Raw genomic sequence first — 25387 nt, forward strand, 5'->3', positions numbered from 1 at the left:
ATAAAACAGCTGCTCCTTTAGCTAGCCTGAGCTTGAGAACAGCTGTTTTTGTTTTCCCTGACGTCAAGCGTTCAACGCTAGTAGCCTACAACTGATCCTGTAACTCTGCCAGTTGAGAAACTAATTCACTCTGGGATTCGAGTAAAGCAGACAAGAAGGTCTTGAGCTGACCCAGTTGCGCAATCTGCTGGTCAATTTCCACCAAGCGGTCACGGAGGTTGGCCTTGGCCACATCGGTCAGGTCTTGTTTTTGTCGCAAGTCCTCTAAAAAGACCCCGATGTCCTTGAGGGAAAAACCACTTAGGGTCATGTCCTTGATAAAGCGGGCAAGGATGAGGTGCCTGTCTTCATAGGAACGGTAGTTGTTATCTCCACGGACAGGAGCTGGCAGGAGGCCAATTTTTTCATAATAACGGACGGTAGAAATGGCAAGACCACTACGGGCGACAAATTCTTTGCTGTTCATGGAACTTTCTCCTTGACTATAAAGTTACTTCATAGTTTATACTAAAAAAGTCTAAAACACAAGAAGGAGAAAAACCATGAAAAAACACCTGAAACGAGCAGGCCTGATCCTGCTCACCATCACAGCTCTGCTATGGGGCTATGCCCGCCTCATCGACCAACGGTCCTTAGCCAGCTGGGTGGTAGAACGCTACTTTTGGCTAAACGGCACCAAGAAGGGGCTACAGGAGCAACCAGAAGACCAATTTGAAGCCTTTCTGGCTGAGCAGCAGGCCATCAGCGACCAGCCTTTTGCCAAACCCAAGCTTTCCCAAGAGGTGACGGAAACCACGGTGGACGGCATGCAGGTCTTCACCTGGAACGACAAACAAGACTCCAACCAAAAGGTGCTCTTTTACATCCACGGTGGTGCCTATGTGGCACAACCGACCCCTCAGCATTTTTCAGCCCTGGATAACCTCTCGAAAGCCTTGGATGCCAAGGTGGTCTTCCCCATCTACCCCAAGGCGCCTGCCTACACCTATGAGGACGCCTTCCCCAAGATGGAGACCCTCTACAAGCAGGTTCTAGCCCAAACGTCTAACCCTCGCAACATCACCCTCATGGGTGACTCAGCCGGTGGCGGCTTTAGCTTGGGCTTTGTCATGTACGCCCGCGACCACGAGCTCCCGCAACCAAAGGACATCATCCTCCTCTCGCCTTGGTTGGATGTAGCGACCGACAACCCAGAGGTGGCAAACTACGAGGCAGTTGACCCCATGTTGTCGGCCTGGGGCCTTAACCGGGATGGTGAGCTTTGGGCCAATGGCAGAGCTAACATGGACAATACCTATGTCAGCCCCATTTACGGTGACTTTGACGGTTTAGGTAAGATTTCCATATTTGTCGGTACCCACGAGATTTTCCTGCCAGACAACCAAAAACTCCATAACCTCCTGACCCAGCAAGGGATAGACCACAACTATATTGAAGCTGACAAGATGAACCACGTCTATGCCATCTACCCCATCCCTGAAGCCAAGGAAGCCCAGGAGCAGATCGTGGATATTATCCAGCAGTAAGAAACGGCTAGTTAAGCGAGGATAGAATGACAAAACAGAAATTTAGAAAACGACTACTAGCGACCCTCCTCAGCCTGATGGCCCTTCTTGCCATCGGGTTTGGAGGCAGCTACCTCTACTATTCGACAGGCCACCAAACTGAGGATCCCGAGGGCTTAGCCTCCATTCAAGGCCTCAATAATGCCGAAGACATGGTCCAGCTGGGCGACAGCCAGTGGGTCCTGACAGGTAACCTTGGTGACAAGAGCTGGGAAAAGGGCGGTCTCTATCTGATTGATGCTAAGACCATGACCTGGGAGGAGGCTGAGATTGATTTCTCAGCTGCCCCTGTGGCAGGCTACGAAACCATCAAAGAGCCTGAGCTCTTTTCCGCTCACGGCATCGCCATGAAGCAGCTCGATGACACCAGCTTTGAAATCTATGCCGTCAATCATGGCGGCCGAGAATCCGTTGAGGTGTTTGACTTGTCCATAGCAGGTGATAAGCCGCAGATTAGCTGGAAGGGCTCGGTACCGACACCTGATGGCATGGTGGGCAATTCTGTTGCTCCCTTGTCAGATGGTTTTCTGGTGACCATCCCCATGATAGAGACTGATGCTGGCACCTTCACCGATTTTCTGGCTGGGAAAGCTACCGGCACTGTCTATAAATGGACCGCCGAGGCTGGTTATCAGGAGCTGCCCCAGGCCCGATTGGCTGGCAACAACGGCATCGCCGTCTCTCCTGATGAAAAATGGGCCTTTATCAATGGCTATTCGGATAAGACCGTCACTAGGATTAGCCTGGTCGATGACACGGCCAAGCCAGTGACTGTCCCTGTCTCCTTCTTGCCAGATAACATCCGATACAGTAGCGATGGGAGCTTGTTGGTAACGGGCCAGGACACCCATATTCTGACCGTGGTCCTCTTGACCAATGGAACGGATATTGGGGTGTCGCCATCCGATACAGCTGTGGCGGAGCTGGACCCTGACACTATGATAGTAACAGAGGTCTTGGATTTACCGACATTTCGAGCCTTCGGTGGCGGAACAACGGCTCTCTATGTTGGAGACGACCTCTGGGTATCCTCCTTCAGAGCCCAGCGGATTATGGTGGTCCCTGATGCCAAATAACTTCACCATCACAACACGAAACTTATAGAAACTAGAAAGAGGAACAATTATGGAAAAATTAACACCTGAAAAAGCCCTATGGCTGGCAGAACGCTATTACAAGGGCATGGAAAAACGTGACGCCTCTATGGCCAGAGAATTTTATACTGAGGATTTTGTCCTCCAAGATGACGGGGCTGTGGATTTAATTCGAGGCATTGACGAGGCAGAAGCCTTCTTGCAAAACATGTACAACACCTGGCCTGACCTCAAGTTTGAGCTGATTAAAGAGCCCGCCATCGGCATTGACGGCGTGACCGTTGCCTTTTTGGTCCGAGCTACTTCATCACGAAAGAGCCGCCGGAAATTTACAGGCCCTACCGCCCAGTGGGAATTTGCCAGCTTTTACACGGTTGATTTAGAGCAGGAAAAATTCAGCGCTGGCCGTTGCTGCTTCAACATGCTGGACCTCTACGAACAACTCCTACCTGTACCAAAACGGGGCAGCAAATGGTTCCGCAAACTGGAAGCCATCTTCACAGGTCAACAGGTCAAATAAGGACGGTCACAAAACTTCCCAACCGCTAGAATGTCCACCCCAGCCCCTTTCTTTTGGGTCAATAGCTGGCGCTGATAGCCTTCCCTCCCTGTTCGGAGGGTTTTTGGCTTTTCTAGCGAGAACTTGCCAGCCTCCACCTATTTTGTTATACTGATCAAAAAAATTTGAAAGGAACCCCATGAACCTCCTCTTTTCCATTGATGACGGCTACGTTCGTCAGTTTCAAGTTACCCTTTATTCCCTGATTAAAAACAGCAGCAGTCGCGATGTCCAGGTCTATGTCCTGCAAAAGACTCGGCTGGCTGCCCACGAGGCCATCAGCCAGTTCTGTCAGAGCTTGGGTGCCACCTACCACCCTATCCTTATCGGAGAAAAAGCCTTTGAAACAGCCCCAACCACCGACCGCTACCCTGAAACCATCTATTACCGACTCCTGGCCCACGAGTACCTGCCAGCTGACCTGGATAAAATCCTCTACCTGGATGCGGACATGCTCTGCATCAATGACCTGGCTCCCCTCTATGACATGGATCTGGGAGAGCAACTGTATGCAGCAGCCAGCCACGTCGAGGATTCGGTAGTCAACGAAGCCGTCAACAAGCTCCGTCTGGGCAACTATGAGGCCACCAGCTATGTCAATTCAGGGCTCTTGCTCATGAACCTGGCCGCCATTCGAAAAACCGTTAAACGGGAGGCCATCATAGCCTATATCGAGGAAAAAGGTCCCGTCCTCTTCCTACCTGACCAGGATGTCCTCAATGCCCTCTACGGCCATCAGATTACCCTAATTCCAGACCAAATTTACAATCTGGATACCCGCTACCTGCCCTTTTACAAGCTCAAAAGTGGCGGTGAACTGGATTTGGACTGGGTCATGCGGCACACGGTCATCCTGCATTTCTGCGGTCGAGACAAGCCCTGGAAGTCCAGCTATCGAGGTAACTTTGCTGGTCTGTATAAACACTATGAGGTCCTGATGGACCGGGAGGTGACAGATGCCAACTAAAAAATGGACGTCTAGGATTTACTACATGACCGGCCTGGTCTTGATGGGCCTAGGGCTAGGTTTTCTCCACTTTCAGACCCGGTTTTCCATGGTCATTTTTCAAATGGCGGGTCTCTTGATTTTGGGGCAGGGAGTGCTGGCTGGCCTGCGTTTATTGGGTCAGAAAGCCAGCTGGTCTCTGGGGCGACTTTTGCTCCATCTGGGAATTGGCCTGCTCTTTCTCAGCACACCCCTCTTGCCAGCAGGACTTTTGGGCTTGGCCATAGGTCTCTATCAGGGCATCCTAGGGACTTTCCTCCTCATCCATAGCGGCCTGGCCTTTGCCAATGGCTTACCTGGTCGCTACCTGGCCCTGATTGATGGGCTGGTCCATGTGGTGTTTGCTGGTCTCGTCCTCTTCTATGCCCAAGACTACCTGCCCACCTTGTACTGGTTCTTGGGCCTCTACCTTCTTTTTCTTGGGCTGACCAACTTGAGGGATGGGGTGGAGTTCGACCTTGGCAAGGTGTCGCTCAAGGTTCGCCGTAAGCGAATCGGTCTGCCCATCATTCTGACAGGCTTTATCCCTGTCTCTGCCCTCAATAAGGTCAACAGCTACCTCAACAAGGAGAGAAGCCAGGCCCTCTTTTTAGGAGACAAGACCCAGGCTCCTGATCTGGAAATCTGGATCCATACAGCCAGACGGGGTTTTGAAATGATGGGCCATGTGGACCTTGTCTTTGACGGAATCAGTTACAGCTACGGCAACCACGATGTGGACAGCACCAAGCTCTTTGAGGCTGTCGGTGATGGGGTCCTCATGACCATGCCAGCCGAGAACTATCAAGCCAGCCTTAAGGCGGATGATTGGCGGGCTGTCTTTGGCTACGGTCTGGTCTTGACGCCCGAGGAGAAGGCCAAAGTCAAGGCTAACCTGACCCAACTCCTGTCAGAAGCTCAGCCATTTGCCCTAAAAAGCGACAAGCAAAAAGCCTCCTATCTGGGAGGCATGGTGGCGCACTATGGGGCGCGTGCCTATAAGTTTAGGCAGGGAACTTTTAAGACCTACTTTGTCATGACCACCAACTGCGTTCAGCTGGTGGACCGGGTCGTGGCGGACGCTGGACTGGATATCGTGACCAATAGTGGTATCCTGACGCCTGGGGCCTACCAGGCCTATCTGGACAAGGAGTTTGCCAATCCCCATAGCCGGGTGGTCAGCAAGATGGTCCTGGGTCGGCAGACCCCTTAGTCTGATTCTTTTTTGGAAAAATAGCTGGCGCTGGACAAACCTTATTTTCTATATCAAAAAACAGAAGCCTCTTTATCGGACTTCTGTTTTTTAGACTTCAATTTCTGATTGCCAACACTCTGTGAGCAGGCCGCTTTTCAACCAACGACTTAGTCAACTGATTTGAGGGCTTCCAGCATGTCAACCTGCCGCAGCTTGTGCCTGACCATCTGCGATCAAAAGGCTGATGGTTTGGTCTGAGTCTGTCCCGCTGACCTTCTCGGTCAGGCTGTGGTAAGCAAGAGCTAGGCTGCCCGCCACTGCTGAACTGGTCAGGGCAGTCTGTAGGCTGTCCAAATCCGCCTGATCTGCTCTGCCATTTTCCGCCACAATCAACTCATAGCCAATGATAGCCTCAAACTGAGTGTCCGCCACGCCTGAAATGGAGGACTGGATTGACCAGCCCAAGTACTTGACCAGTTCTCAGCTCTTAGAACTTGAACAAGCAGGGTTTGCCATTCAAAACCATAGCAAGACTCATCCACACCTCAGCCAGTTAAGCTTGTCAGAACAAGATCAGGAGCTTCTAACAGCTAAAAATAAACTTGAAGACCTCCTGAAACAGGACATCACCTCCATTGCCACCCCTTATGGCAATCACAATGCAGACACCCTGTCTGTTGCTCAGTCTTTAAAGACAGATTTGCTCTTCACTGGTCAAACAGGCATTCCCTCATCAGAATTGTCTGATCCCTATCAGTTGCCACGGATAAGTCTTTTGCAGAGCCACAGTTTTGAGGAGTTTTTGGATTTTTTGTTAAACTACTAGAAGATTAGCTAAAAATAAGGGAAAATGAATCGACAGTTCCGTATATTTGGAGGGGAAATGATCCAACGACCAATTCATCTGTCGCACGAATTTTTAGCAGAGATTTTAGATAAGGATGCGGTAGCAGTTGACGCCATACAGAAGAATCCTTCTTGCTGATCGCTGGTGGTTATAACACCGATTGGATAACTGCGTTTCTCAAGCAAGTATCTGAAACCTCCTAAAAAGATTATCGTTTACGCATTATAAAACTGTATGACACAGAACAAGTACGCTAGAGATGCCTGCCAATATTGGCTTTAAGCCCCTTCCTCTCCTTATACGCCTGAGATGAATCCTATTGAACAAGTCTGGGCTGATATTCGTAAACGTGGGTTTAAAAATAAGGCCTTTAAGGCACTTGACGATGTCATTGACAAGCTGCAAGAAGTAGTACAAGGATTAGATTGTTCAGTTTTAAAAACCATCGTCAACAAACAAGGATTCAGCAAGTTCGTTTCTGATTTTAGATGAATAGTCACTTCTTCAAACACTCCTAACATAAACATGGACCGAGCAAGCTTTTATTGCCTGCTCGGCCCATGTTTATTTATTTCAGTTTATCCCCTTCATAGGTGTGTGTCAATTCCAGTCCAGCAAATCCCTGTTGCCTCAAGGCTTCGTAAACAATCATGCAGACGGTATTGGAGACATTGAGGCTCCTGACATGAGCATCGTTCATGGGAATCCTCAAGGCCTTTTCAGGATGGGCACGCATAAACTCTTCAGGAAGCCCCTTGTCTTCTCTTCCGAAAATAAAGTAATGGTCCTTGCCGTCTGCAAAAGTTTCTTGGGCATAGACCTTGTTAGCAAACTTAGAAATCAAGTGCAACTGCCCAGAACATGTTTCTAAAAAATCGTCTAAAGAATCATAAAAATAAAGATCCAACTTATCCCAATAATCCAAACCCGCCCGCTTCATCTTGCGATCATCAATCGGGAACCCCATCGGACGAATGATATGCAAAGGGCTATTGGTTGCTGCGCAGGTACGGGCTATGTTTCCCGTGTTCTGAGGAATTTGTGGTTCAAAGAGGACAATATGATTACGAGCCATTTCTTTCTCCTTAGATAAAAACAACGCCAGCCGGAGTCAAGCTCAGCAACTGGCGTAGTCTGCTATTGGTTAACTTAAATCACAACAGGTTTGATGTAAGCCAATCAATTTCTAGTCTAGTATACCATTCTGGCTACCAATGTCAAGGGTTTTGACTGTTTTTTGATTGTTTTCTTGCTATTTCTGAGAGCTTTCTGAAAAACATGGGCTAGTGGTTTACAAGTCGTTTTAAAACCATAACTGTTTGATAGCATAAGGACTGCAAGATAATTATTTGAGCCTATCAGACTCGCTAAAATCGCTGTCCTTATCCGTCAAGCTCAGGTGCTTCTTAGCTGGTTGACGCCGCAACCGAAAGGTGTCTGGAACAGGATCGTCCCCAACGTGACTAAGGGGATGGCACCGTAAAATACGGGCAACTCCCATCAAAACACCCTTGTAGCCATGCTTTTCAATTGCCTCGATCATGTAGTTGGAGCAAGTTGGTTGAAAGCGGCAAGTCGGTGGACTTAGTGGCGACAAGTACCGCTGATACAAACGAACCAGCGCAATTAATCCTTTTTTCATTTCCTTTTGCGAACGGCTAACTCATGAAGTCTGGAAACCTCTTTCTTATTGAGCCGGCGAGATTCACCGGGACGAAGCCCTGTCAAATCCAAATTTCCAAACTGAGTTCTAGAAAGCTTGTCCACCAGAAGCCCTACTGCCTCAAACATCTTTTTCACCTGATGGTTACGGCCCTCATGAATGGTTAACTGGACTATTGAACGCCCCTTAGCTGGATCAACTTTTAAAATATCATAGACCGCTGGCTTGGTCTTTTTCCCATCAATCACCACGCCACGCGTCAAGGGACGCAGAATCTCCTTGGTAGCAATCCCCTTTACCCGGGCAATGTAGACCTTGTCAATCTCGTTTCTTGGATGGATCATCTCATCTGTAAAATCCCCATCATTGGTCAAAATAAGCACACCAGATGTATCCCAGTCTAAACGGCCAACTGGGTAAATCCGCTCCTTGACCTGAGGCAGAAGATCAATAACCGTCTTACGTCCCTTATCGTCTGATACAGAGGAAATCACCCCTCGAGGTTTATTCAGCAAGTAGTAAACTTTTTCCTCGTTATAGACAGGAATGCCCTCTACTTCAACAAGATCTCCTGATTTAATGGTAGTGGCTAGCTCACGAACCACTTGTCCATTCACTGTCACTAATCCCTGTTTAATCAGCTCTTCTGCCTTACGACGACTGGCCACTCCAGCATGGGCAATAAATTTATTGATACGCATGTTTTTCCCTTTATTTCTATTTTCTAAAGACGGTAGCAACCCAGTTACTCCTCATCTGACAGGAGCGCCTGCCCACCAAACAGTTGGCTTTCTTCCTGAGTTAGATCCAAATCTGTCACTTCCGGCAATTCTTCTAGACTATTGATTCCGATAAAATCTAAGAAGCCTGGTGTTGTCGCATAAAGCCTTGGACGACCGATGACTTCCTTGTGTCCAATTGCTTCGATCAACTCAAAGGTCACGAGCTTAGCCATGGCTGCGCTAGAATTGACGCCACGAATCTCATCCACCTCAAGTCTGGTTATCGGTTGTTTGTAAGCTACGATAGACAGGGTTTCTAAGAGAGCACGAGACATACTCTGATTAATAGGTGTTCTGGAGTAGCGCTGCAGAAGTTCCGCATGCTCTTCCTTAGTCACCAAACGGTATCTGTTAGAGGATTGGAGCACCATTAAGGACGATTCTGTGTCCTTATCGTATTTCTCGATTAACCTTTCCAATGATTGGGTAAGACCTGTAGCTGGTAATTCTAACACTTCTGCCATCTGGCGCAAGCTCAGTCCTTCTTCTCCCGCTACAAAGAGCAAGGCTTCAATTTCAGCTAGTCGGCTCATATGTCTCCTTTTGCAAATAAATCTGACTAAAATTTTCCTCTTGAACGACCGTCAACACTTGAATTTTAACCAATTCCAAGGTCGCTAAGAACATCGTGATCAACTCACTCATGGACTGGCTAGCTTGAAACAACTGCTGTAAACAGAGCGTCCGAGTATCTGAAAACTGCCTTTCAATATAGGCCATCATATCCTCAATTTTATAATCATCAGCTTCAATGGTCGCATGATTTTGCTTAAAACTTTCCTTTTTTTGCGCCATAATCTGAGAAAAAGCTAAGAAAAGGTCAATGCTAGTCTTATCTCGCTTCAGGCTAACCTCTTCAAAAATCAACTCCTGTCTTGGTTTTGAAAAATGCTGGGCTCGCAAGTCGTGTTGCTCTGATAATTTTTGACTTAACAGTTTAAACTTACGGTATTCTTCCAGCTGGTTGAGCAAGTCCAACTCAGGATCATCGTTGACCTCCTGCTCCGCCACCACCTTGGGCAGCAACTTTCGGCTCTTAATCAACATCAATTGACTAGCCATGAGCATATAGTCACCAGCCACCTCTAAGCGCATCGCCTGTAGGGTCGCAATATAGGCCAAATATTGTTCAATAACCTCAGTAATTGGTACATCGTAGATATCCACCTGATATTTGGAGACCAGATGGAGGAGGAGGTCCAATGGACCCTCAAAATCTTTAATCTTTATATCCATTTCTTCTTACCAAGCGTCTCCGCTTTGCCGCAGTTAACTGCTTATTTTTTAGATGGACTGGTATTTTGCCAGACTAGCCACCGTCTTAAGCCCCAATGCCTTAGCAATATCCGTCAGAGACTCTCCGGAAGCTACTTGCCGCACAATATACTGCTCTCTTAATTTTTGGGCAGTCACCTCTCCATAACCTACACTTGACATAAATTCACGGAAGCGAGTGAAAAACCATTGCCGCGAGTATGGTTTTGAGCCTTTCCCAAATAGAAACCCTTCCGGATTCAGGCCTTCTAAATAAGGGAAGAGAGAGTCTGGCACCTTCAGCACACGCTTATGCTCTGCCTTTGTAATGGCCAAAACACCGTACTCCAGATTCAAATCTTTAGCTTCCAGAGCCAAGATCTCACTCGGCAATAAGCCCAAGGTCAAAATCAATAAAGCCAACACCTGCCCCTTCTGGTAAGGGGTCTCCAACCATAGTTGCGAAAAATCAAGTTGCTCTACTAGCGCTTTCTCCTCTAAGATCGGCTGCGATAAACCTGATAACCTGTGGTAGGTTTTTAAATGTCCAGAATCATAGAGATAATAGAGGAATTGATTGACTGCTGATATCTTACGCTTTTGCGCACTAGGCTTTAAGTTTCTCAGAAACTGTTGATACTGGGCTAGGGTAGTAATATCAATATCGCCAGCCACTACCTGTCGAAACTGCTCTAAATCATAGCGATAAGCTGACAGGGAATTAGCTGACAAGCGCTTATGCTTTAGAAAATCATCAATGACTGTCATCTTTTTCCTCAATCTCATGCGATTGACCAAAATGATGCAAGAGGCTATTAATAGCCTTCAAAATCGCTTTCCGAGTGATAATCCCTTTGAAGTAACCATCCTTATCAACCACTGGCAAGAAGGACTGTTCAATCAACTCACTCATCACTTGCGTCAAGCTGTAAAAATCACTGACATAACGGACATCTGTCTTTACGATACTGCAGATATCCCGATTGAGTTGCTCTTCTGTCAAACCATGTTCTACCTGATAGCGAATAATCTCTGTCAAGCCAATGGTCCCAACAAATTTTCCCTCCTGAGTTACCACGGGAACACGGGAATAGGTCATATGCGACAACAAAAGCTTGGCATGGTCCATATTATGGGTATCAATGAGAACGGCTAAATTTTCCGCTGGCGTTAAAAACGTTTCTTCGTGGGATCGTAAAAATTCTTTAAAAAGTGGATGAATCATCGGTTTATTGTCCTTGTTAGTGGGGTATAGACGGTATGTTCACGGTTCAAATAGGCAATTTCATAGCGATCTGGATAAATATCAATCCTAGCATAGAGGCATTCTTTCACCATCCCTCTAGGCTGACTGATAGAGCCAGGATTGAAAAAGAGACAGTTGCCCCTAACCTCAGCAGCAGGGACGTGAAGATGTCCATAAAGGCAAAGGTCTGCTGCCACCTCTTCTGCCCAGTAATCTAATCGACTCCAGCCAAAATTAATTCCCTGAAGATGCCCGTGGGTCTGAGCAATTTTCACACCATCAATGGAGGTTAGCAACCGTTCTGGAAAATCAGACCAATCACAATTGCCTTTGACTACATGAATGCCATCCCAAAGGCTATCGCTCGCTTCTAGTTCGGAATCACCATTGTGAAAAATAGCCGCTACTTGTCCTTGGTAGCGCTGTTTGATCTCCTGAACAATGGTGCGATCACCGTGGGAATCACTAAGCACAACAATACGACTTACCATGTTGGAAAGACCTCCAAAAGTTTCTTCAAGGCCAAGGCGCGATGGGATTGACTATTTTTTTCTTCGGTGTTTAATTCAGCCGCCCTACGCCCTGTATCTGCCACGATAAAGAGTGGATCATAACCAAAGCCATGCTCGCCTTTCATATCATAGGCGATAAAACCAGGCCAATCCGCTTCAACAACCAAGCTTTCCTTACCTGGTTTAGCAAGAACTAAGGTGCAGTGGAACTGGGCTGAACGTGCTTCTTGGTCAAAGACAACGGATAGCTCATGCAACAGCTTTTGATTGTTTCGCTCATCCGTTGCACCAGGTCCGGAAAATCTAGCAGACCAGACACCTGGTAGCCCACCCAAGGCATCCACCTTTAGGCCTGAATCATCTGCCAAGACAATTTTTCCTGTCAATTGGGCAATCGTTTCCGCCTTCAGTCGAGCGTTTTCTTCAAAAGTCGTTCCTGTTTCTTCGACCTCTGGCAGGTCTGGGTAGGCATTTAAGTTTTCCACACCGTAGCCTAGCTTCTGAAAGAAGGCTCGAAACTCATTGGTCTTCCCTTCATTACGGGTAGCAATTAGGATAGTATCACCGAATTGCTCGGTCTGTCCCATAAACTCCTTCAAAGGAAGACCTTCCTTTGGTAAATGAACTAATCTCAATTGCTCACCTTCTGTCACTAAAGTAGCACCTCTATGCTGGCTGACTTGAAAATGACGGCCATGGGCATCATTAAAGCTATCCAAAACAAATTTGATCAACTTAAAAGAAGAGGAATAGCGGATCACATGAACCTGAAAGCCCTGATCTGGATTTTCATAATCACAGTCCAAAATATCCGTCAAATCCCTTCGGATCATGTCGAACACCTCATCACCTGAAAAAGAAGAAATGTACGGAAAGCCGTCTAACTTAGCCACATACCAATCTTGGTCGTCTTTGTATTCGTAAATTTTTTCTGTCATAGTCTAATCTGCTCCACTTGAATTTGTCTATCCAGCCAGTCTTCTGCAATGATTTTGAAGGCTTCTGGACTGGCTGTCGTGTAAAATTGATGTTCCCCTGAAGACTGGTTTCGGTCATGATTGATTTCAAAATAATTCAGCAAGACCGAGATATCACGCGCTGTCTCTGCTCCGCTATCAATCAACTTAACCTCTGGTCCCATAGCGTGTTGAATAATAGGCCTTAACAATGGATAATGGGTGCATCCCAAAACCAGAGTATCAACCTTGCCTTTCAAGGGCTTGAGCGTCTCATAAACAACCTTCTTAGCCAGGCTTGATGTCATCTCGTTTGACTCCACCAAAGGAACAAACTTCGGACAGGCTAGGCTGACCACTTCTGTTTCAGGGGATAAGCTCTGAATTTTCTGCCTGTAAATATCCGAGCAGACCGTCATCTGCGTCCCGATAACCCCGACATGGCCTGTCTGGGTCGACTTAATCGCAGCAGATGCTCCTGGTAAAATAACCCCCAACACAGGGATCGGCAAGGCCGCCTTAACCTCTTCCCAAACAACAGACGTCGCTGTGTTACAGGCCAAGACAATCATCTTGACATCCTTGGTCAAGAGAAAATTAACCATCTGCCAAGTATATTCCCTAATCTGTTCAGCTGTCCTTGGACCATAAGGCGCTCTGGCCTGGTCTCCCACAAAAACAACCCGCTCATGGGGGAGTTGGCGCAAACATTCCCGAACCACTGTCAAGCCACCTACACCTGAGTCTAAAAAGCCTATGGGTCTATTGTCCATCTCTTATCTCCAAAAGAGACTGGGCAAAACCCAGTCCCTGTTTATCTCTATTTTTTCTTAACGGCTTCTTTTTGAGCATTTTTAATTTGGCGATAAACCTGCTGTACCTTGGCCTCATTAGGTTTTTGCCCCATAGAGCCCATCATCGCACGCACGGCATCTACATTTAAACGCGGGTGTTCCAACATGTCTTTTTCCACTTGCTTACGCAACAAGAACGCACCCAAGAACATCCCACCACCAAAAGCAAGAATAACTATTAAAATCCATAAACCAGTACTCATGTTTATCTACTCCTAAGTTTTAATCCCTTGTATTATACCAAAAATGACAGGATTTTGAAAGTTAAAAACAGCATTTTGATTTGGAAAACCTTTTTTCCAGCCAGTCTACCTTAATCTCAGGTCAAGCACTTTGTCTCCTCTAGCGTCGCACTTGCCTAAAGCTGCCCCCTAGCATAGGAAGAATTATAAGGCTGGTAATCCCTATCTCCAAGAACTTTCGCAGCATCTGCTAGCCAGTTAGCTTGGCGTAAAAGGGCTCTGCCTTGCAAAATTAAATCAGCCTGCTGGCTCTGCAAGAGATATTCACACAATCCTGGATTGTCCAAGAGTCCCACCACAGCAACTGCTGTCTCGCCTGTTAACTTCTCTTTGATAGCCGACGCATAAGGCACTTGGTAGCCTGGCACCAGAGGAATGTCTGGTTTTGTGTCCACAACGCCACCTGTTGATATATCGATACAAGATACCCCCAGTTCCTCTAACCATTGGCTCACCTGAATCCAATCCTCTAAACGATTTTCACCTGGGGCGTAGGCTCTCACGGACAGACGAACCCAAATCGCCCCTTCAAAGACCTCTTTGGTGCTCTCAAGCAACTCCTTTAAAAAGCGAAACCGATTTTTTAGATTACCACCATATCGGTCCTTGCGGTCATTGGTCAACGGAGATAAGAATTGATTGATCAAATAACCGTGAGCTGCATGGAGTTCAACCATATCAAATCCCGCTAATTGAGCACGTCGAGCCGCAGCTACAAATTGGGCCTGGACCTTTTGGATATCTTCGATGGTCATCTCTTTCGGACAAGCATAAGCTTTACTGAAGGGCAGAGCCGACGGTGCCAGAGGCAGGTCTACACCCTCAGCCTTGCGACCAGCATGGGCCAGCTGAATACCAACCTTGCTACCAAAACGATGAAGGTCAGCGACTAAATCTTTCAAACCGCTAGTATGCGCGTCATTCCATATCCCTAAATCACGATTAGTGATACGACCTTCTGGACTGACTGCAGTCGCCTCGAGAATAATCAAGCCGACATTCCCCAAAGCACGCGCCCCGTAGTGTACCTTATGAAAGGGGGTCACAAGACCATCTTGCCGATGGACTTCATACATACACATTGGTGCCATTACCAATCGATTTTTAAGCTCTAAACCAGCAATTTTAGCGGAAGATAACAACTGACTCATGACCTATTCTCCTTTATGCCTCAAAATCAAAGCCATAAACAGTTGCCAGATAGTCCTCAGGCGTCTCCGCGCGACGAATCAATCGTGCACTACCATCTTCCTGCAAAAGAACCTCGGCAGATCTCAACTTAGCATTATACTGATAACCCATGGCAAAACCGTGTGCCCCTGTGTCATGGATGACTAAGAGGTCTCCAATACGTGCTTCTGGCAACTCACGATTAACCGCAAATTTATCATTGTTCTCACAGAGGGAACCAACCACATCCACTGTCTCTATATTGCCCTCTGGATTGGATAGATTAGTGATATGGTGATAGGCCCCATAAAAAGCCGGGCGCATTAAATTGACCGCGCAAGCATCCACACCAACATAGGTGCGGTAGGTGTCTTTGCGATGAATCACTTCGGTGAGAATATGCCCGTGAGGTCCGGTCATAAAGCGTCCCAATTCAGTACACAGTCGCACTTCCCCCAGACCAGCTGGGACCAAGATCTCCTCGTAAACCTTACGAACTCCCTCACCGATGACCAAAATATCGTTAGGAGTTTGTTCAGGTTTGTAGTCAACGCCCACACCGCCAGAAAGATTGATGAAGGTTAAGTTAACTCCTGTTTCTGCCACAACTTCGACAGCTAACTCAAAGAGTTGTTTGGCTAGGGCAGGGTAGTAATCATTCGTCACCGTGTTAGACGCAAGGAAGGAATGGATCCCAAACTCTTGAACCCCCAAATCTTTCATCTCTTTAAAGGCCTGAATCAGTTGGTCCTTGGTCATCCCAAACTTGGATTCTTCAGGATGGTCCATGATGTCTGTCCCCATAGCGAATACTCCCCCTGGGTTATAGCGACAGGACATGACTTGGGGCAATTGCCCATCCAATGCTGCTTTGACAAAGGCCAAGTCTTCATAAGCATCTAAATTGATAATTCCCCCTAATTCGGCTGCCAATCGATACTCTTCAGTAGGAGTATTGTTGGAGGAGAACATGATTTCGTGACCAGCAAAACCTAACTTTTGGCTCATCAAAAGCTCCACATAGCTAGAGCAATCGACACCACAGCCCTCTTCTTGGAAAATTTTCAAGATAGCTGGCGTCGGTGTTGCCTTAACCGCAAAATACTCCTTAAATCCTTTATTCCAGGAAAAAGCCTGATTGAGGGCCCTGGCCTTCTCACGAATCCCCTTTTCATCATAGAGATGGACAGGTGTTGGAAATTTCTCGGCCAATCCTTGTGCTTGCTGTAGAGTGATAAATGGTCTCTTCATCGTGTGCTCCTTGTCAGTATGATTTAGTCGTCATACTCTTGTATTTTACCTTTCATTTTACCAAAATTCTTGTTGCTTTAAAACTGAAACCTCTTTGCCCATAAAAGAAAGGCGAGTTGACCTTCTTCAAAAAGCCAACTCGCCAGTTCTCTAGTTACTTGTCACGCGCCATCTGATCCTGAATTAACGCCAAAACCCTTTCAGGACAATCGCTCTTCTTTAGAACCCAGCCACTCTGCTTGCTTAGCATGAGGTAAATATCTTTCTTAGTTTCATAGATTCTGAAAATATTGGCATAACAGACCCTTTGAATTCCACTGATAGTCCGGACTTCAACCCCTTTTTCAGTAAAATAAAATTCTTGCTTGAAATCCTGCAACAGTCTACTCCTTTGCCAAATCATCAGCTCACCTGTCAAGAAGACAAGTAGCGGAAACAGCGTGGCCAAGACAAGGCTCAACAGCCGTTTTTCAGGCGAGGCCAGTGCAGCTATGATCAGAAGGCAGAGCATTATTAAAACAACAACGAACCAAAGAAAACTATTTCTAAGAAGAAGATACCTCAAGAATTGACGCTGACGTTGACAATCTATAACTGTAGATATACTTAGGGGAAAATCCATCTAGGTTGCTCCTAATCCCTACGAGCAAAAATATTGAGCAAGTGGATAAAGAGATTGATGAAGTCAAGGTAGAGATTAAGAGCCAAGGACACGATCCATCCCATCGGTACCTGACCATTTAATTCCTCGTAAACCAAACGCATCTGTTGGTTATCCCAAGCAATCAAACCTGCAAAAATCAGGACAGACGCTAGAGAGACGATAAAGGACATGGTGCCACTGCCGATAAACATGTTCACAACAGAAGCAATAATCACCCCGAGGAGGGCTGCCAAGCAGAATTTGCCAACCGCTGATAAATCTTTCTTAGTCACTAGACCAATCACAGCCATGACTGCAAACATGACCGCCGCGCTCACAAAAGCCTGCAAAACGGTCGTTTGTGTGTAGCGCGCAATGACAAAACTCAAAGTATACCCATTAACCGCTGAATAAATAAGAAATAAAGGCAAGGCCATCGGTGTATTTCTAGCCGCAGCACGTGAAGCAAAGAGCACCAAGCCTAACTCCCCAAAGATAATCAGGTATAAAACCATGGGCGATCCCACTAACACATTAATGAGGTGTTGCTGAAAGACCGTTAACATCAGGCCACTAACGACCGCTGATAGCCCGATTCCCATGGCCACAAAGCCATATACCTTAGCGTAGAACTGGGAAAGCCCTGTTTGTGTTTGAATGATGGTATTGTTCATTTGTTCTTTTTTCTCCTTTAGCGTTTTAACATCTTGCGGTGAAACAGCTGGCGTCTTCGTGACTTAACAGCCTCCCTAAACGGCGTAAGGGCTTCTTTAACAGCCCAATACTTATCTACCGCTGTCACGATGTAGCTCTCCTTGTAACGCGGTGGTGCCAGCGTCGCTCCCCACATGTGCTTCACAATGATATCTTCCTCTTTTTTATTAATATCTGTCACCTTACGGGCATTACGCAAGGCAATTCTTGGATGAACCCAAGCGTGACTTTTATTAAACTTAGTGTTTCGCCAATCATAGTAGAACATATCATGCAAGAGCCCTCCCCTAGCCGTTGCCTTGGCATCCCAACCTAATTTTTTAGCAATCTTATAACTGGTGTAGCTCACATTGATCGAATGTTGCAAGCGCGTAGAATGATGGTGATGAACAATAGCCTCCATCCGCTTGACCCTAGGGTTATCGATTAATTGGCCAACATAGGCCATATATTCCTGATCTTTCCAATAATCCATACGAGATCCTCCTTTCAGGCTCTCTTTATCATACCAGACTTAGCTTAAAGCAGGCTAAAGATGACAATACCTGCTGCGACAGCGACATTGAGACTCTCTGCCTGACCTGGCATCGTAATATGGGCGAGATGAGTTGCTGCATTTGCCACTTCCTGACTGATCCCTTGTCCCTCATTTCCCACAACCAAGGCAAAATCTGACAACTTTGGCAATGTTCTGTAGTCAATAGAGGCCTGAGACAGCGTCGTTGCTATCAAGGGAAATCCCTGCTGGCGTACCTTAGTCAGGAAATCCTGCATAGGCAACCGGTAAATAGGGAGGTGAAAATGGCTACCCTGCATTGACCGCAAGGTTTTTAAATTGTAACTATCTGCCGTTTTCTCTGAAACAATCACACCAGAATAGCCGGCAGCATCCGCCGTCCGAATCAAAGTTCCCACATTACCAGGATCTTGAACATCTTCCAAAACTAAGAATCGACCAGCTAAAACCTTTGGCAAGGGATTAACAGTCCTTTCGACCTCTACCACTATTCCTTGAGGGGACGGACTTTCTGCTAAGTCTTTTAAAATCTCATCTGTTACCTGAATGGCCTGAGGATAGTGTGCGACCCGTGATGCAAACTTTTCTGTCACAAAAATCCGACGCATCCTGGCTCCAGCAGCCACAGCCTCTTCAAAAAGATGCCAGCCTTCAATCAAGTAAGAATCCACTCGATGCTTTTTCTGGTGAAGTTTTCTGGTTTTTTTGATTACAGAATTGGCTTTAGATGTTATAATTTCCATAAGACTATTATACCATATGATGGAAGGGGATTTCTATGAAAAAGGTTAAAATGACAGCTTCCGGCAGAGTACAGGGCGTCGGGTTTCGCTGGGCAGTGATGGCACGCGCTGTCGAACTAGGCGATATCTATGGGCGTGTCTGGAACAATGACGATGGCACCGTAACCATCCTCGCTCAGTCTGATAATGCCGATAAAATGGCTCAGTTTATCCATGATATTCGTCAGGGACCAAGCCGCTTCGCTAAAGTAACCTACCTTGATGTGACCTTAACCTCATTTGATGATTTTAAGGATTTTAAAGTCAAGTGATGGAGGATAAAACTTGTCTATTCTTCTAAAAAAATGTAGAATAGAAAGGTATTACTTCAAAAAAGGAAAACATATCGTGAAAAAGAAACAAATCTTGCGCTTACTAGCCTTAACAGTCTTGGCTAGCTTCTTTCTAGCTGGCTGTGTCGCCACAAAAAACGGTGTCCCAACAGGAGAAGGTTGGGTTTACAATCTTCTGGTAAAACCGATGGGCCAGCTGATTACCTATTTCGCTAAAGACCAAGGGTTCGGTTATGGTATTGGTATCATCTTGACTACTTTGGTTGTCCGCCTCTTGATTTTCCCCCTCGGTCTCTATCAGGCATGGAAGGCTAGCGAACAGGCTGTTCGTCGTGAACATCTCAAAGCAATTCTTGACCCTATCCAAGAACGCCTCAAAACCGCCAAAGACCCACAAGAGCAAATGATGGTCCAACGAGAACTGATGGCTGTCCAAAAAGAAAATGGTGTGTCCATGCTTGGCGGTGCAGGTTGCTTACCGCTTCTGATTCAAATGCCATTCTTTACGGCCATCTTTTACGCGGCGCGCTATACCACTGGTATTTCAGAAGCGACCTTCCTAGGCATCAACCTTGGTAAGCCGTCACTCATTTTAACCGCTATTGTTGGCGTTCTCTATTTCCTCCAGTCCTACCTATCCATGCAGGCAGTTGACCCTCAACAACGCGAACAGATGAAGAGCATGATGTACATGAGTCCCATCTTGATCACCTTCTTCTCATTGACTTCTCCTGCTGGAGTAACCCTTTACTGGGTTATCGGAGGATTGATTCAGGTCCTTCAACAACTCATCATCAATTTCTTTGTTCGCCCTTACCACAAACGTAAAATCGCAGAAGATTTCGCCAAAAATCCTCCAAAAGCAAGACCGACTAATACGTCCACTTACAAGAAAGACGTCACACCGCAAGCACCTGTTAACCAAGCCATCTTGCCTGGCACTTCTAAGAAAAAACGTAACGCTGGCAAACAACGTTCTCGCTAAAACTGATGTAACCATTAAAACAGCTTCAGACCTCTAAGTGTCTGAAGCTGTTTTATGAACTGATTTCTATATGGGAGTTAACGTTGAAACAGTCGTCAATAGAACCTTGAGGTAACCGCATGCCTTTACCCATTGCGTGCCAGGACACGTTTTTTAACCCCAATTCTGTGAATTAAGCTTCTATTGCGAAAGTTGCTAAACTGGTTATAGCACAAAACCTAGCTTCCCCCGATCTTATAATAAGAGCCTGAGGAGTAAGCTAGGTTTTGATTGATACTAGGCTAAAACAAGATAAGCTATTTAGCCTTTTCTACCTTAATAATCTTAACATCGTAACTTCCAGCTGGCGTCGGAATGGTAACAATCGCGCCAACCTTATTGCCAATTAGAGCATTGCCCATAGGGCTTTCATTAGAAATTTTACCTGCAAAAACATCCGCAGATGCTGCACCAACAATCGTGTAGACTTCCAAATCTTGCTCTCCTACTTCTTGGATGGTTACGGTCTTTCCGATTGCAACTTCGTCTGCTGCAACTGCATCGCTATCCACAATTTCTGCGTAGCGAATCTGGTGTTCAATCGTTGAAATCTGCCCCTCAACAAAAGCTTGTTCATCTTTTGCCGCCTCATACTCACTGTTTTCAGACAAGTCCCCATAAGAACGTGCAATTTTAATGCGTTCTACGATTTCAGGACGACGAACCAATTTTAATTCTTCTAATTCTTTTTCTAACTCCTGCTTTTCAGCCAAGGTCATTGGAAAGGTTTTTTCTGCCATTTTTCGTTTTAATCTCTTTTCTAAAAAAATTTTAAGCATTCATGAGAAAACAAAATAATGCGACAAGCACATCATTTTGTTTCATCTTACTGGGTTGTTGTAGACGACTCAATTTTACTATTCACATAGGTTTGAACATTTACTTCGTGCTCTTCTAGAGTCCTTGCAAAGTAAACTTGACCTGTCGTCACATCTGCCACAAAATAGACATAATCTGTTTGTGCAGGTTCAATGGTTGCCTTGATAGCTGATAAGCTCGGGCTATTAACAGGACCAGGCATATAGCCAAGTCTCGTATACACATTGTAAGGAGAATCAATCTGTGTGTTAATCGAAGCATCTTCTGCCAGAGTGATTTTCTCTCCTAACTTGCCCTCAGCATAAAGGACGGCAATATTGGACTGGAGTGGCATTCCCCACTGGATACGGTTGAAGAAGACACTCGCAATTTTCTGACGATCCTCATCTGTTGACCCTTCTTTCTCAACAAGAGAGGCCAAAGTCAACACTTGATTAACTGTCAATCCCTTTTCAGCGATAGTTGGATAATACGTTCTCAAATTCGCATCCATTGCTGCTAACATTTGCTCTGCTAACTGCCTTACAGTTGTTTCACTTTGGTATTCATAAGTCGCTGGGAAGAGGTAACCCTCTAAGCGATATAAAACACCCGTATCAGCTGTTGGTAAATCAGCCAAGAGATCCGGATACTTCGCCTGCATCTCGCTGATAAAGCTTTCGTCCGTTACCACCTGCATGAATTCATCCGCAGTAAATGGAGATTTTTCTTGATTAGTTGAAGCGGCGTTCGTCTCCATTGCAGCAGCAATCTGCTTCAAGGTATAACCTTCAGGAATCGTAACCTTACCTAAAGCTGGTACAACAGGAGCCTCTGTCCCCTCTTTCTTGAGTGCATCAATAATTGTATCCAAGTCCATACTCTTTTGCAGGTTATGGAAACCACTTTGGAAACCTGTATGGTTATTGAATTTAACATAAAGGTCAAAAACAGTGGCATTTCGAATCAAGCCAGCTTTTTCCAAGGTCTGACCAATCTGCTTGACGGAAGAACCTCTTGGAATTTCAACTTGTAAATAGTCTGTTGCTTTGCTATCAACAGGACCTAAGCTACTACGAATAAAGAAGTAACCTGCTACTGCTGTCCCTAAAAGGGCCAAGAATAAGGTGCCGAAAATAGCAGTGACAATTTTTTTCGTTTTGCTCTTTTTGACTTTCTTGGGCTTTTTCTCCACAGATTGTGACCGACTACGTCGACTAACCGGCTGACCTGAAGGCGTAGGTACTGGCTTTTTTAAATCTTGAGCAATGCTATCCACAGCACGTTTCGGTATCGGAGGAACACTGCTTTCTAATTCCACAAACTCTTCATCTGAGGTTGCTTTCGGCTGGAACGTCAAATCCACCTTATACGTCTGTGAGGCAGTCCGTTCTTGCCCGCTATAATCCGACTCCAATTCAAACGGAGAAGTCCCCTGCACTTCAACCTCTTGGTGAGTTGCAACGGACTCTATATCAGGAAATGATTCTTCAGAAACACTATTTGGAATAACCGCCGGTTCTTTAGGATTTCCCTTTAATCTTTCTAAGAGTTGCTCTTTCAAAGCAGCGTACTCTGGGGAACTACTCGAGCCAACCCCTTTGCTGTCAACCTCAAATTCCTCATTTGGGCTATAAAATTCCTCTTTGCTGAGACTGTCAGTAAAACTCTCCTCAGCATAGTGTTGCTCTAACCCAGGCTTTAGGGAGTGGTCTTCCTCCTCGTTATTTTGTGACTTGAGCAGTTCTAAATCACGCAAAATACGCTCTTTAAAACTTAGCTCTTTGTCAGTTGAATTTAGTTTGTCAGACACTTAACTAACTCCTTTCACACAATTACAAGTCATTATATCCTAAAAATCTGACAAAAGCAAGGTTTATCAACGTTTGCTAGCATTTTCAGGATTTTCCCACAGCATATCATACCAAATTCCCCCACCGTGGGTTGATTGAGATAAGCCTAAGTTTTTGAAACCATTCATTTCATAATAAGCAATCAGATAATCGTGGCAGGTTAAGGTGATGCCCAAACGCTCCTGAGCCACTGCTAAGTCTTTCAGAGCAGCTAGCAAGGCCGTTCCCACTCCTTGACCCTTAAATTCGCTAGCAATCGAGAGACTGGTAACGGCAAGATAACCTCCCGACCGAGGGTTAGCAACTGTCTGATGAAACAGAGTGTCCGAAATGGTTTTCTGATCAATAACAGGTCCTTCTACATAACCTGCTATTTCCCCAGCAATTTCCGCGATCAAAAATGTATCTGAAATCAAAGCAATCCGCTGCTCCATCACTTCTGGAGTAGCGGCTTCTGCTGGACTAAAGTTGGCGGACTCAATGGCTATCACCTGATTCAAATCCGTTGAACGAGCGTGTCTAATCGTTAACATATTATTTTATTGGACATTCCTTGTGAGTTGCGATAAGAGGCGTTCAAACGAATACTCGTAAGATTGAATATCCCCAGCACCCATAAAAACATAGACGGCATTATCGTGGTTTAAGAGTGGCGAAACATTGTCAACCGTAATCACAGCACCTGGTTTACTGATTTTAGCTGCTAAGTCTTCTACCTTGACTTCACCTTTATCAACTTCACGGGCAGAACCATAAATTTCAGCCAAATAGACTGAATCAGCCAATTCCAAAGCTGTCGCAAATTCATCCAACAGAGCAATGGTCCTTGTAAAGGTATGCGGCTGGAAGACTGCAACAATTTCTTTAGATGGGTACTTCTGACGCGCTGCATCAATCGTTGCAATAATCTCAGTTGGATGGTGGGCAAAATCATCAATAATCACCGTTTCATCAACCTTTTTTTCCGTAAAACGGCGTTTAACACCAGCAAAGGTCGGCAAGTGTTTACGAACCTCATCCAAATCAAAACCAGCAATATAGAGATTCGCAATGACAGCAGTTGCATTCATGACATTATGGTGACCAAAGGTCGGAATGCTAAACTGTCCCAATTCCTCTCCTCTAAATTTGACGTTGAAGCTGGATCCTTGGGTAGAACGTTCAATCGCATAGGCCACAAAATCATTATCTTCCTGGGCCCCGTAATAATAAATCGGTACAGAGGCTGTCAGTTGGCGTAGATTGTCATCCTCACCGTAGAGGAAGAGCCCCTTCGTCACCTGCTTGGCATACTCATCAAAGGCGCTGCAAACATCTTCTAAGCTAGTGAAGTAATCTGGATGGTCAAAGTCAATATTGGTAATAATCGAATAAGCTGGGTGATAGGGCATAAAGTGGCGCTCATACTCGTCTGATTCAAAAACGAAGTGTTTCGCACTGGCTGATCCGCGACCTGTCCCATCCCCAATTAAATAGCTGGTATCCGTCATACAGCTTAAGACATGAGATAGCAACCCTGTCGTCGAAGTTTTCCCATGAGCACCCGCAACCCCCATGCTGACAAAACCGTCCATAAACTCTCCAAGAAACTCATGGTAGCGACGGTAGGGAATACCTTTTTCCTCTGCATAGGCAATCTCGATGTTATTAGCAGCCTTAAAGGCATTCCCTGCAATCAATTCAACATCAGGGGTTATATTTTCAGTAGCAAAAGGAAGGATGGTGATGCCAGCCTGCTCTAATCCGCGCTGAGTGAAGTAATACTTGTCCTCATCCGACCCTTGGACCTTATGGCCCATCTGATGTAGCATGAGAGCTAAGGCAGACATGCCCGATCCCTTGATGCCGATAAAATGATAGGTTTTTGTCATAGTTTTTTCCATTGTTCAAATCGCGTCAAGTTCAATTCTTGAGCGGTTTTTTTCTCCTTTTTAATCTGATTTTCCTGATAGTTATAAACTTGACTAGTTTTCAAGAAATCATAAGTATTTTTTCTAGGCTGGTCATCGCTAACAGGTGGCACATGCTGATAGGTCGGTTTGATGTCCGCTTTAATATAAGTTTTCTGCCTCAAACGATTCGCTGCCTGGCTTAGACGATCAACTTGGGCCTTATCTTTATCTTTTTGACTTGGCTTTGGATTTGGTAATTCTTTACTTTTAAAACCTGGCTTGTCAAAATTGAGATAAGGAGCTGACCGTTTTCTCTTCAAGTCTTCCCTAGCTTTAGCACGCTCTGCCTGGCTATAAGAGTGGGACGTCATGTCGCTCTTTTTTCTTGGAACATACGGTTCTGTATCCAAAGAGTTACCCAACTGTTTTGAATCAATCGGCTGAGTGTCCCAACTGTTTTGGGGGACACGATCAGATGGACCTGAAAACGGTTTATCTTCATAAGGACCTTGGATATTGGAAATCAGATCCCAATCGTCATAGAGGTCCATAACAGGAAGTTCCCGAACAAGAACTTCATCATCACCAACTAAAGGAAATGGTTCTCTGATCATCATAACAGTCCTTTCCACACTTCAATGGCTTCTTAGTAGATGACTTCTAGCATCTAGAAAGCGTCCATTCTCATTATACCTT

General features: G+C 45.7%; 33 protein-coding genes and 1 pseudogene. 10 read left to right on the forward strand and 24 right to left on the reverse strand.

The features are described 5' to 3' along the window. Positions 1-85: 85 nt before the first annotated feature. Positions 86-466, reverse strand: a complete 381-nt coding sequence (locus HF992_RS02505) for a helix-turn-helix domain-containing protein (RefSeq protein WP_168548483.1) — start codon at positions 464-466, stop codon at positions 86-88. Positions 467-542: 76 nt separating this feature from the next. On the opposite strand from HF992_RS02505, the gene HF992_RS02510 reads away from it, so the two are divergent. The 5 genes from HF992_RS02510 (at position 543) to HF992_RS02530 (ending at position 5416) form a co-directional block, all read left to right on the forward strand. After that, positions 543-1526 carry an alpha/beta hydrolase fold domain-containing protein gene (locus HF992_RS02510; RefSeq protein ID WP_168548484.1) on the forward strand — a complete coding sequence of 328 codons (984 nt, stop codon included), beginning with the start codon at positions 543-545 and terminating at the stop codon, positions 1524-1526. Positions 1527-1552: 26 nt separating this feature from the next. Continuing rightward, entirely contained in the window at positions 1553-2641 is a 1089-nt protein-coding gene (locus HF992_RS02515) for an SMP-30/gluconolactonase/LRE family protein (protein ID WP_168548485.1), read from the forward strand. A 49-nt stretch (positions 2642-2690) separates the two neighbouring features. Next, positions 2691-3179, forward strand: a complete 489-nt coding sequence (locus tag HF992_RS02520; RefSeq protein ID WP_168548486.1) for a nuclear transport factor 2 family protein — start codon at positions 2691-2693, stop codon at positions 3177-3179. Positions 3180-3357: 178 nt separating this feature from the next. Then, complete coding sequence (locus tag HF992_RS02525; protein WP_168548487.1) at positions 3358-4185, forward strand: glycosyltransferase family 8 protein; 828 nt, start codon at positions 3358-3360, stop codon at positions 4183-4185. Then, positions 4175-5416: a hypothetical protein gene (locus HF992_RS02530; protein ID WP_168548488.1), complete on the forward strand. Its 1242-nt coding sequence runs from the start codon at positions 4175-4177 to the stop codon at positions 5414-5416. The genes HF992_RS02525 and HF992_RS02530 overlap by 11 nt, the downstream gene beginning before the upstream one ends. A 180-nt stretch (positions 5417-5596) precedes the next feature. On the opposite strand, the gene HF992_RS02535 is transcribed toward HF992_RS02530, so the two are convergent. Continuing rightward, positions 5597-5863 (reverse strand): hypothetical protein, encoded by a 267-nt coding sequence (locus HF992_RS02535; RefSeq protein ID WP_168548489.1) that lies wholly within the window; start codon positions 5861-5863, stop codon positions 5597-5599. Between HF992_RS02535 and HF992_RS02540 the strand changes: the two genes are divergently transcribed. From HF992_RS02540 to HF992_RS02550, 3 genes and pseudogenes are all read left to right on the forward strand, one after another. Further along, complete coding sequence (locus HF992_RS02540; RefSeq protein ID WP_168548490.1) at positions 5838-6224, forward strand: polysaccharide deacetylase family protein; 387 nt, start codon at positions 5838-5840, stop codon at positions 6222-6224. The genes HF992_RS02535 and HF992_RS02540 overlap by 26 nt on opposite strands. A 57-nt stretch (positions 6225-6281) precedes the next feature. Further along, positions 6282-6371, forward strand: a pseudogene (locus tag HF992_RS12280) (SAM-dependent methyltransferase); the annotation flags it as partial. A gap of 183 nt (positions 6372-6554) precedes the next feature. Then, positions 6555-6737, forward strand: a complete 183-nt coding sequence (locus HF992_RS02550) for a hypothetical protein (RefSeq protein WP_168548491.1) — start codon at positions 6555-6557, stop codon at positions 6735-6737. Between the two features lie 76 nt (positions 6738-6813). Here HF992_RS02550 and HF992_RS02555 read toward each other — a convergent pair whose 3' ends face one another. The 17 genes from HF992_RS02555 to HF992_RS02635 form a co-directional block, all read right to left on the reverse strand. Next, complete coding sequence (locus tag HF992_RS02555) at positions 6814-7320, reverse strand: tRNA (cytidine(34)-2'-O)-methyltransferase (protein ID WP_168548492.1); 507 nt, start codon at positions 7318-7320, stop codon at positions 6814-6816. 270 nt (positions 7321-7590) lie between these two features. Next, the gene (gene yidD, locus HF992_RS02560; protein WP_168548493.1) at positions 7591-7887 is read right to left on the reverse strand and encodes a membrane protein insertion efficiency factor YidD; all 297 of its coding nucleotides are present in this window, start codon (positions 7885-7887) and stop codon (positions 7591-7593) included. Beyond that, the gene (locus HF992_RS02565; RefSeq protein ID WP_168548494.1) at positions 7884-8609 is read right to left on the reverse strand and encodes a pseudouridine synthase; all 726 of its coding nucleotides are present in this window, start codon (positions 8607-8609) and stop codon (positions 7884-7886) included. The genes yidD and HF992_RS02565 overlap by 4 nt, the downstream gene beginning before the upstream one ends. 44 nt (positions 8610-8653) lie before the next feature. Further along, positions 8654-9223 (reverse strand): SMC-Scp complex subunit ScpB, encoded by a 570-nt coding sequence (scpB, locus tag HF992_RS02570; RefSeq protein ID WP_168548495.1) that lies wholly within the window; start codon positions 9221-9223, stop codon positions 8654-8656. Further along, on the reverse strand, positions 9207-9926 hold the full coding sequence (locus tag HF992_RS02575; protein WP_168548496.1) for a segregation/condensation protein A: 720 nt from the start codon (positions 9924-9926) through the stop codon (positions 9207-9209). Before HF992_RS02575 ends, scpB begins: the two co-directional genes overlap by 17 nt. A 48-nt stretch (positions 9927-9974) precedes the next feature. Beyond that, positions 9975-10712, reverse strand: a complete 738-nt coding sequence (gene xerD / locus HF992_RS02580) for a site-specific tyrosine recombinase XerD (protein WP_246201214.1) — start codon at positions 10710-10712, stop codon at positions 9975-9977. After that, positions 10699-11169 (reverse strand): cyclic-di-AMP-binding protein CbpB, encoded by a 471-nt coding sequence (gene cbpB / locus HF992_RS02585; protein WP_168548498.1) that lies wholly within the window; start codon positions 11167-11169, stop codon positions 10699-10701. Before cbpB ends, xerD begins: the two co-directional genes overlap by 14 nt. After that, on the reverse strand, positions 11166-11681 hold the full coding sequence (locus HF992_RS02590; RefSeq protein ID WP_168548499.1) for a metallophosphoesterase: 516 nt from the start codon (positions 11679-11681) through the stop codon (positions 11166-11168). Before HF992_RS02590 ends, cbpB begins: the two co-directional genes overlap by 4 nt. After that, positions 11675-12640 carry a nucleoside-triphosphate diphosphatase gene (locus HF992_RS02595; RefSeq protein ID WP_168548500.1) on the reverse strand — a complete coding sequence of 322 codons (966 nt, stop codon included), beginning with the start codon at positions 12638-12640 and terminating at the stop codon, positions 11675-11677. Before HF992_RS02595 ends, HF992_RS02590 begins: the two co-directional genes overlap by 7 nt. Continuing rightward, the gene (gene racE / locus HF992_RS02600) at positions 12637-13431 is read right to left on the reverse strand and encodes a glutamate racemase (RefSeq protein WP_168548501.1); all 795 of its coding nucleotides are present in this window, start codon (positions 13429-13431) and stop codon (positions 12637-12639) included. Before racE ends, HF992_RS02595 begins: the two co-directional genes overlap by 4 nt. Before the next feature lie 47 nt (positions 13432-13478). Continuing rightward, positions 13479-13715 (reverse strand): YneF family protein, encoded by a 237-nt coding sequence (locus HF992_RS02605; protein WP_168548502.1) that lies wholly within the window; start codon positions 13713-13715, stop codon positions 13479-13481. 155 nt (positions 13716-13870) lie between these two features. Beyond that, complete coding sequence (locus tag HF992_RS02610; protein WP_168548503.1) at positions 13871-14905, reverse strand: oxidoreductase; 1035 nt, start codon at positions 14903-14905, stop codon at positions 13871-13873. A gap of 13 nt (positions 14906-14918) precedes the next feature. Further along, positions 14919-16175, reverse strand: a complete 1257-nt coding sequence (locus HF992_RS02615) for a diaminopimelate decarboxylase (RefSeq protein WP_168548504.1) — start codon at positions 16173-16175, stop codon at positions 14919-14921. A gap of 154 nt (positions 16176-16329) precedes the next feature. Continuing rightward, positions 16330-16797: a YcxB family protein gene (locus HF992_RS02620; protein WP_168548505.1), complete on the reverse strand. Its 468-nt coding sequence runs from the start codon at positions 16795-16797 to the stop codon at positions 16330-16332. 11 nt (positions 16798-16808) lie between these two features. Beyond that, positions 16809-17492: a Bax inhibitor-1/YccA family protein gene (locus HF992_RS02625; RefSeq protein WP_168548506.1), complete on the reverse strand. Its 684-nt coding sequence runs from the start codon at positions 17490-17492 to the stop codon at positions 16809-16811. Positions 17493-17509: 17 nt separating this feature from the next. Beyond that, positions 17510-18007, reverse strand: coding sequence for an HDIG domain-containing metalloprotein (locus HF992_RS02630; RefSeq protein ID WP_168548507.1), 498 nt, complete (start codon positions 18005-18007; stop codon positions 17510-17512). A 44-nt stretch (positions 18008-18051) separates the two neighbouring features. After that, entirely contained in the window at positions 18052-18792 is a 741-nt protein-coding gene (locus tag HF992_RS02635) for a TrmH family RNA methyltransferase (RefSeq protein ID WP_168548508.1), read from the reverse strand. Positions 18793-18827: 35 nt separating this feature from the next. Here HF992_RS02635 and HF992_RS02640 point away from each other — a divergent pair, with 35 nt between their 5' ends. Next, positions 18828-19103: an acylphosphatase gene (locus HF992_RS02640; protein ID WP_168548509.1), complete on the forward strand. Its 276-nt coding sequence runs from the start codon at positions 18828-18830 to the stop codon at positions 19101-19103. A 76-nt stretch (positions 19104-19179) separates the two neighbouring features. Next, complete coding sequence (gene yidC, locus HF992_RS02645; protein WP_168548510.1) at positions 19180-20109, forward strand: membrane protein insertase YidC; 930 nt, start codon at positions 19180-19182, stop codon at positions 20107-20109. Between the two features lie 296 nt (positions 20110-20405). Here the strand turns inward: yidC and greA are convergent, their stop codons facing one another. The 5 genes from greA to zapJ all read right to left on the reverse strand — a co-directional run bounded on the left by greA (position 20406) and on the right by zapJ (position 25308). Then, positions 20406-20888 (reverse strand): transcription elongation factor GreA, encoded by a 483-nt coding sequence (gene greA, locus HF992_RS02650; protein WP_168548511.1) that lies wholly within the window; start codon positions 20886-20888, stop codon positions 20406-20408. A gap of 86 nt (positions 20889-20974) precedes the next feature. Next, positions 20975-22759: an endolytic transglycosylase MltG gene (gene mltG, locus HF992_RS02655; protein ID WP_343032942.1), complete on the reverse strand. Its 1785-nt coding sequence runs from the start codon at positions 22757-22759 to the stop codon at positions 20975-20977. A 66-nt stretch (positions 22760-22825) separates the two neighbouring features. Then, positions 22826-23332: a GNAT family N-acetyltransferase gene (locus HF992_RS02660; RefSeq protein WP_168548512.1), complete on the reverse strand. Its 507-nt coding sequence runs from the start codon at positions 23330-23332 to the stop codon at positions 22826-22828. 6 nt (positions 23333-23338) lie between these two features. After that, positions 23339-24670, reverse strand: a complete 1332-nt coding sequence (gene murC, locus HF992_RS02665) for a UDP-N-acetylmuramate--L-alanine ligase (protein ID WP_168548513.1) — start codon at positions 24668-24670, stop codon at positions 23339-23341. After that, complete coding sequence (zapJ, locus tag HF992_RS02670) at positions 24667-25308, reverse strand: divisome accessory protein ZapJ (RefSeq protein WP_168548514.1); 642 nt, start codon at positions 25306-25308, stop codon at positions 24667-24669. Before zapJ ends, murC begins: the two co-directional genes overlap by 4 nt. Positions 25309-25387 lie beyond the last annotated feature (79 nt).

Source organism: Streptococcus ovuberis (assembly GCF_012396585.1).
In the GTDB taxonomy this organism is placed as follows: domain Bacteria; phylum Bacillota; class Bacilli; order Lactobacillales; family Streptococcaceae; genus Streptococcus; species Streptococcus ovuberis.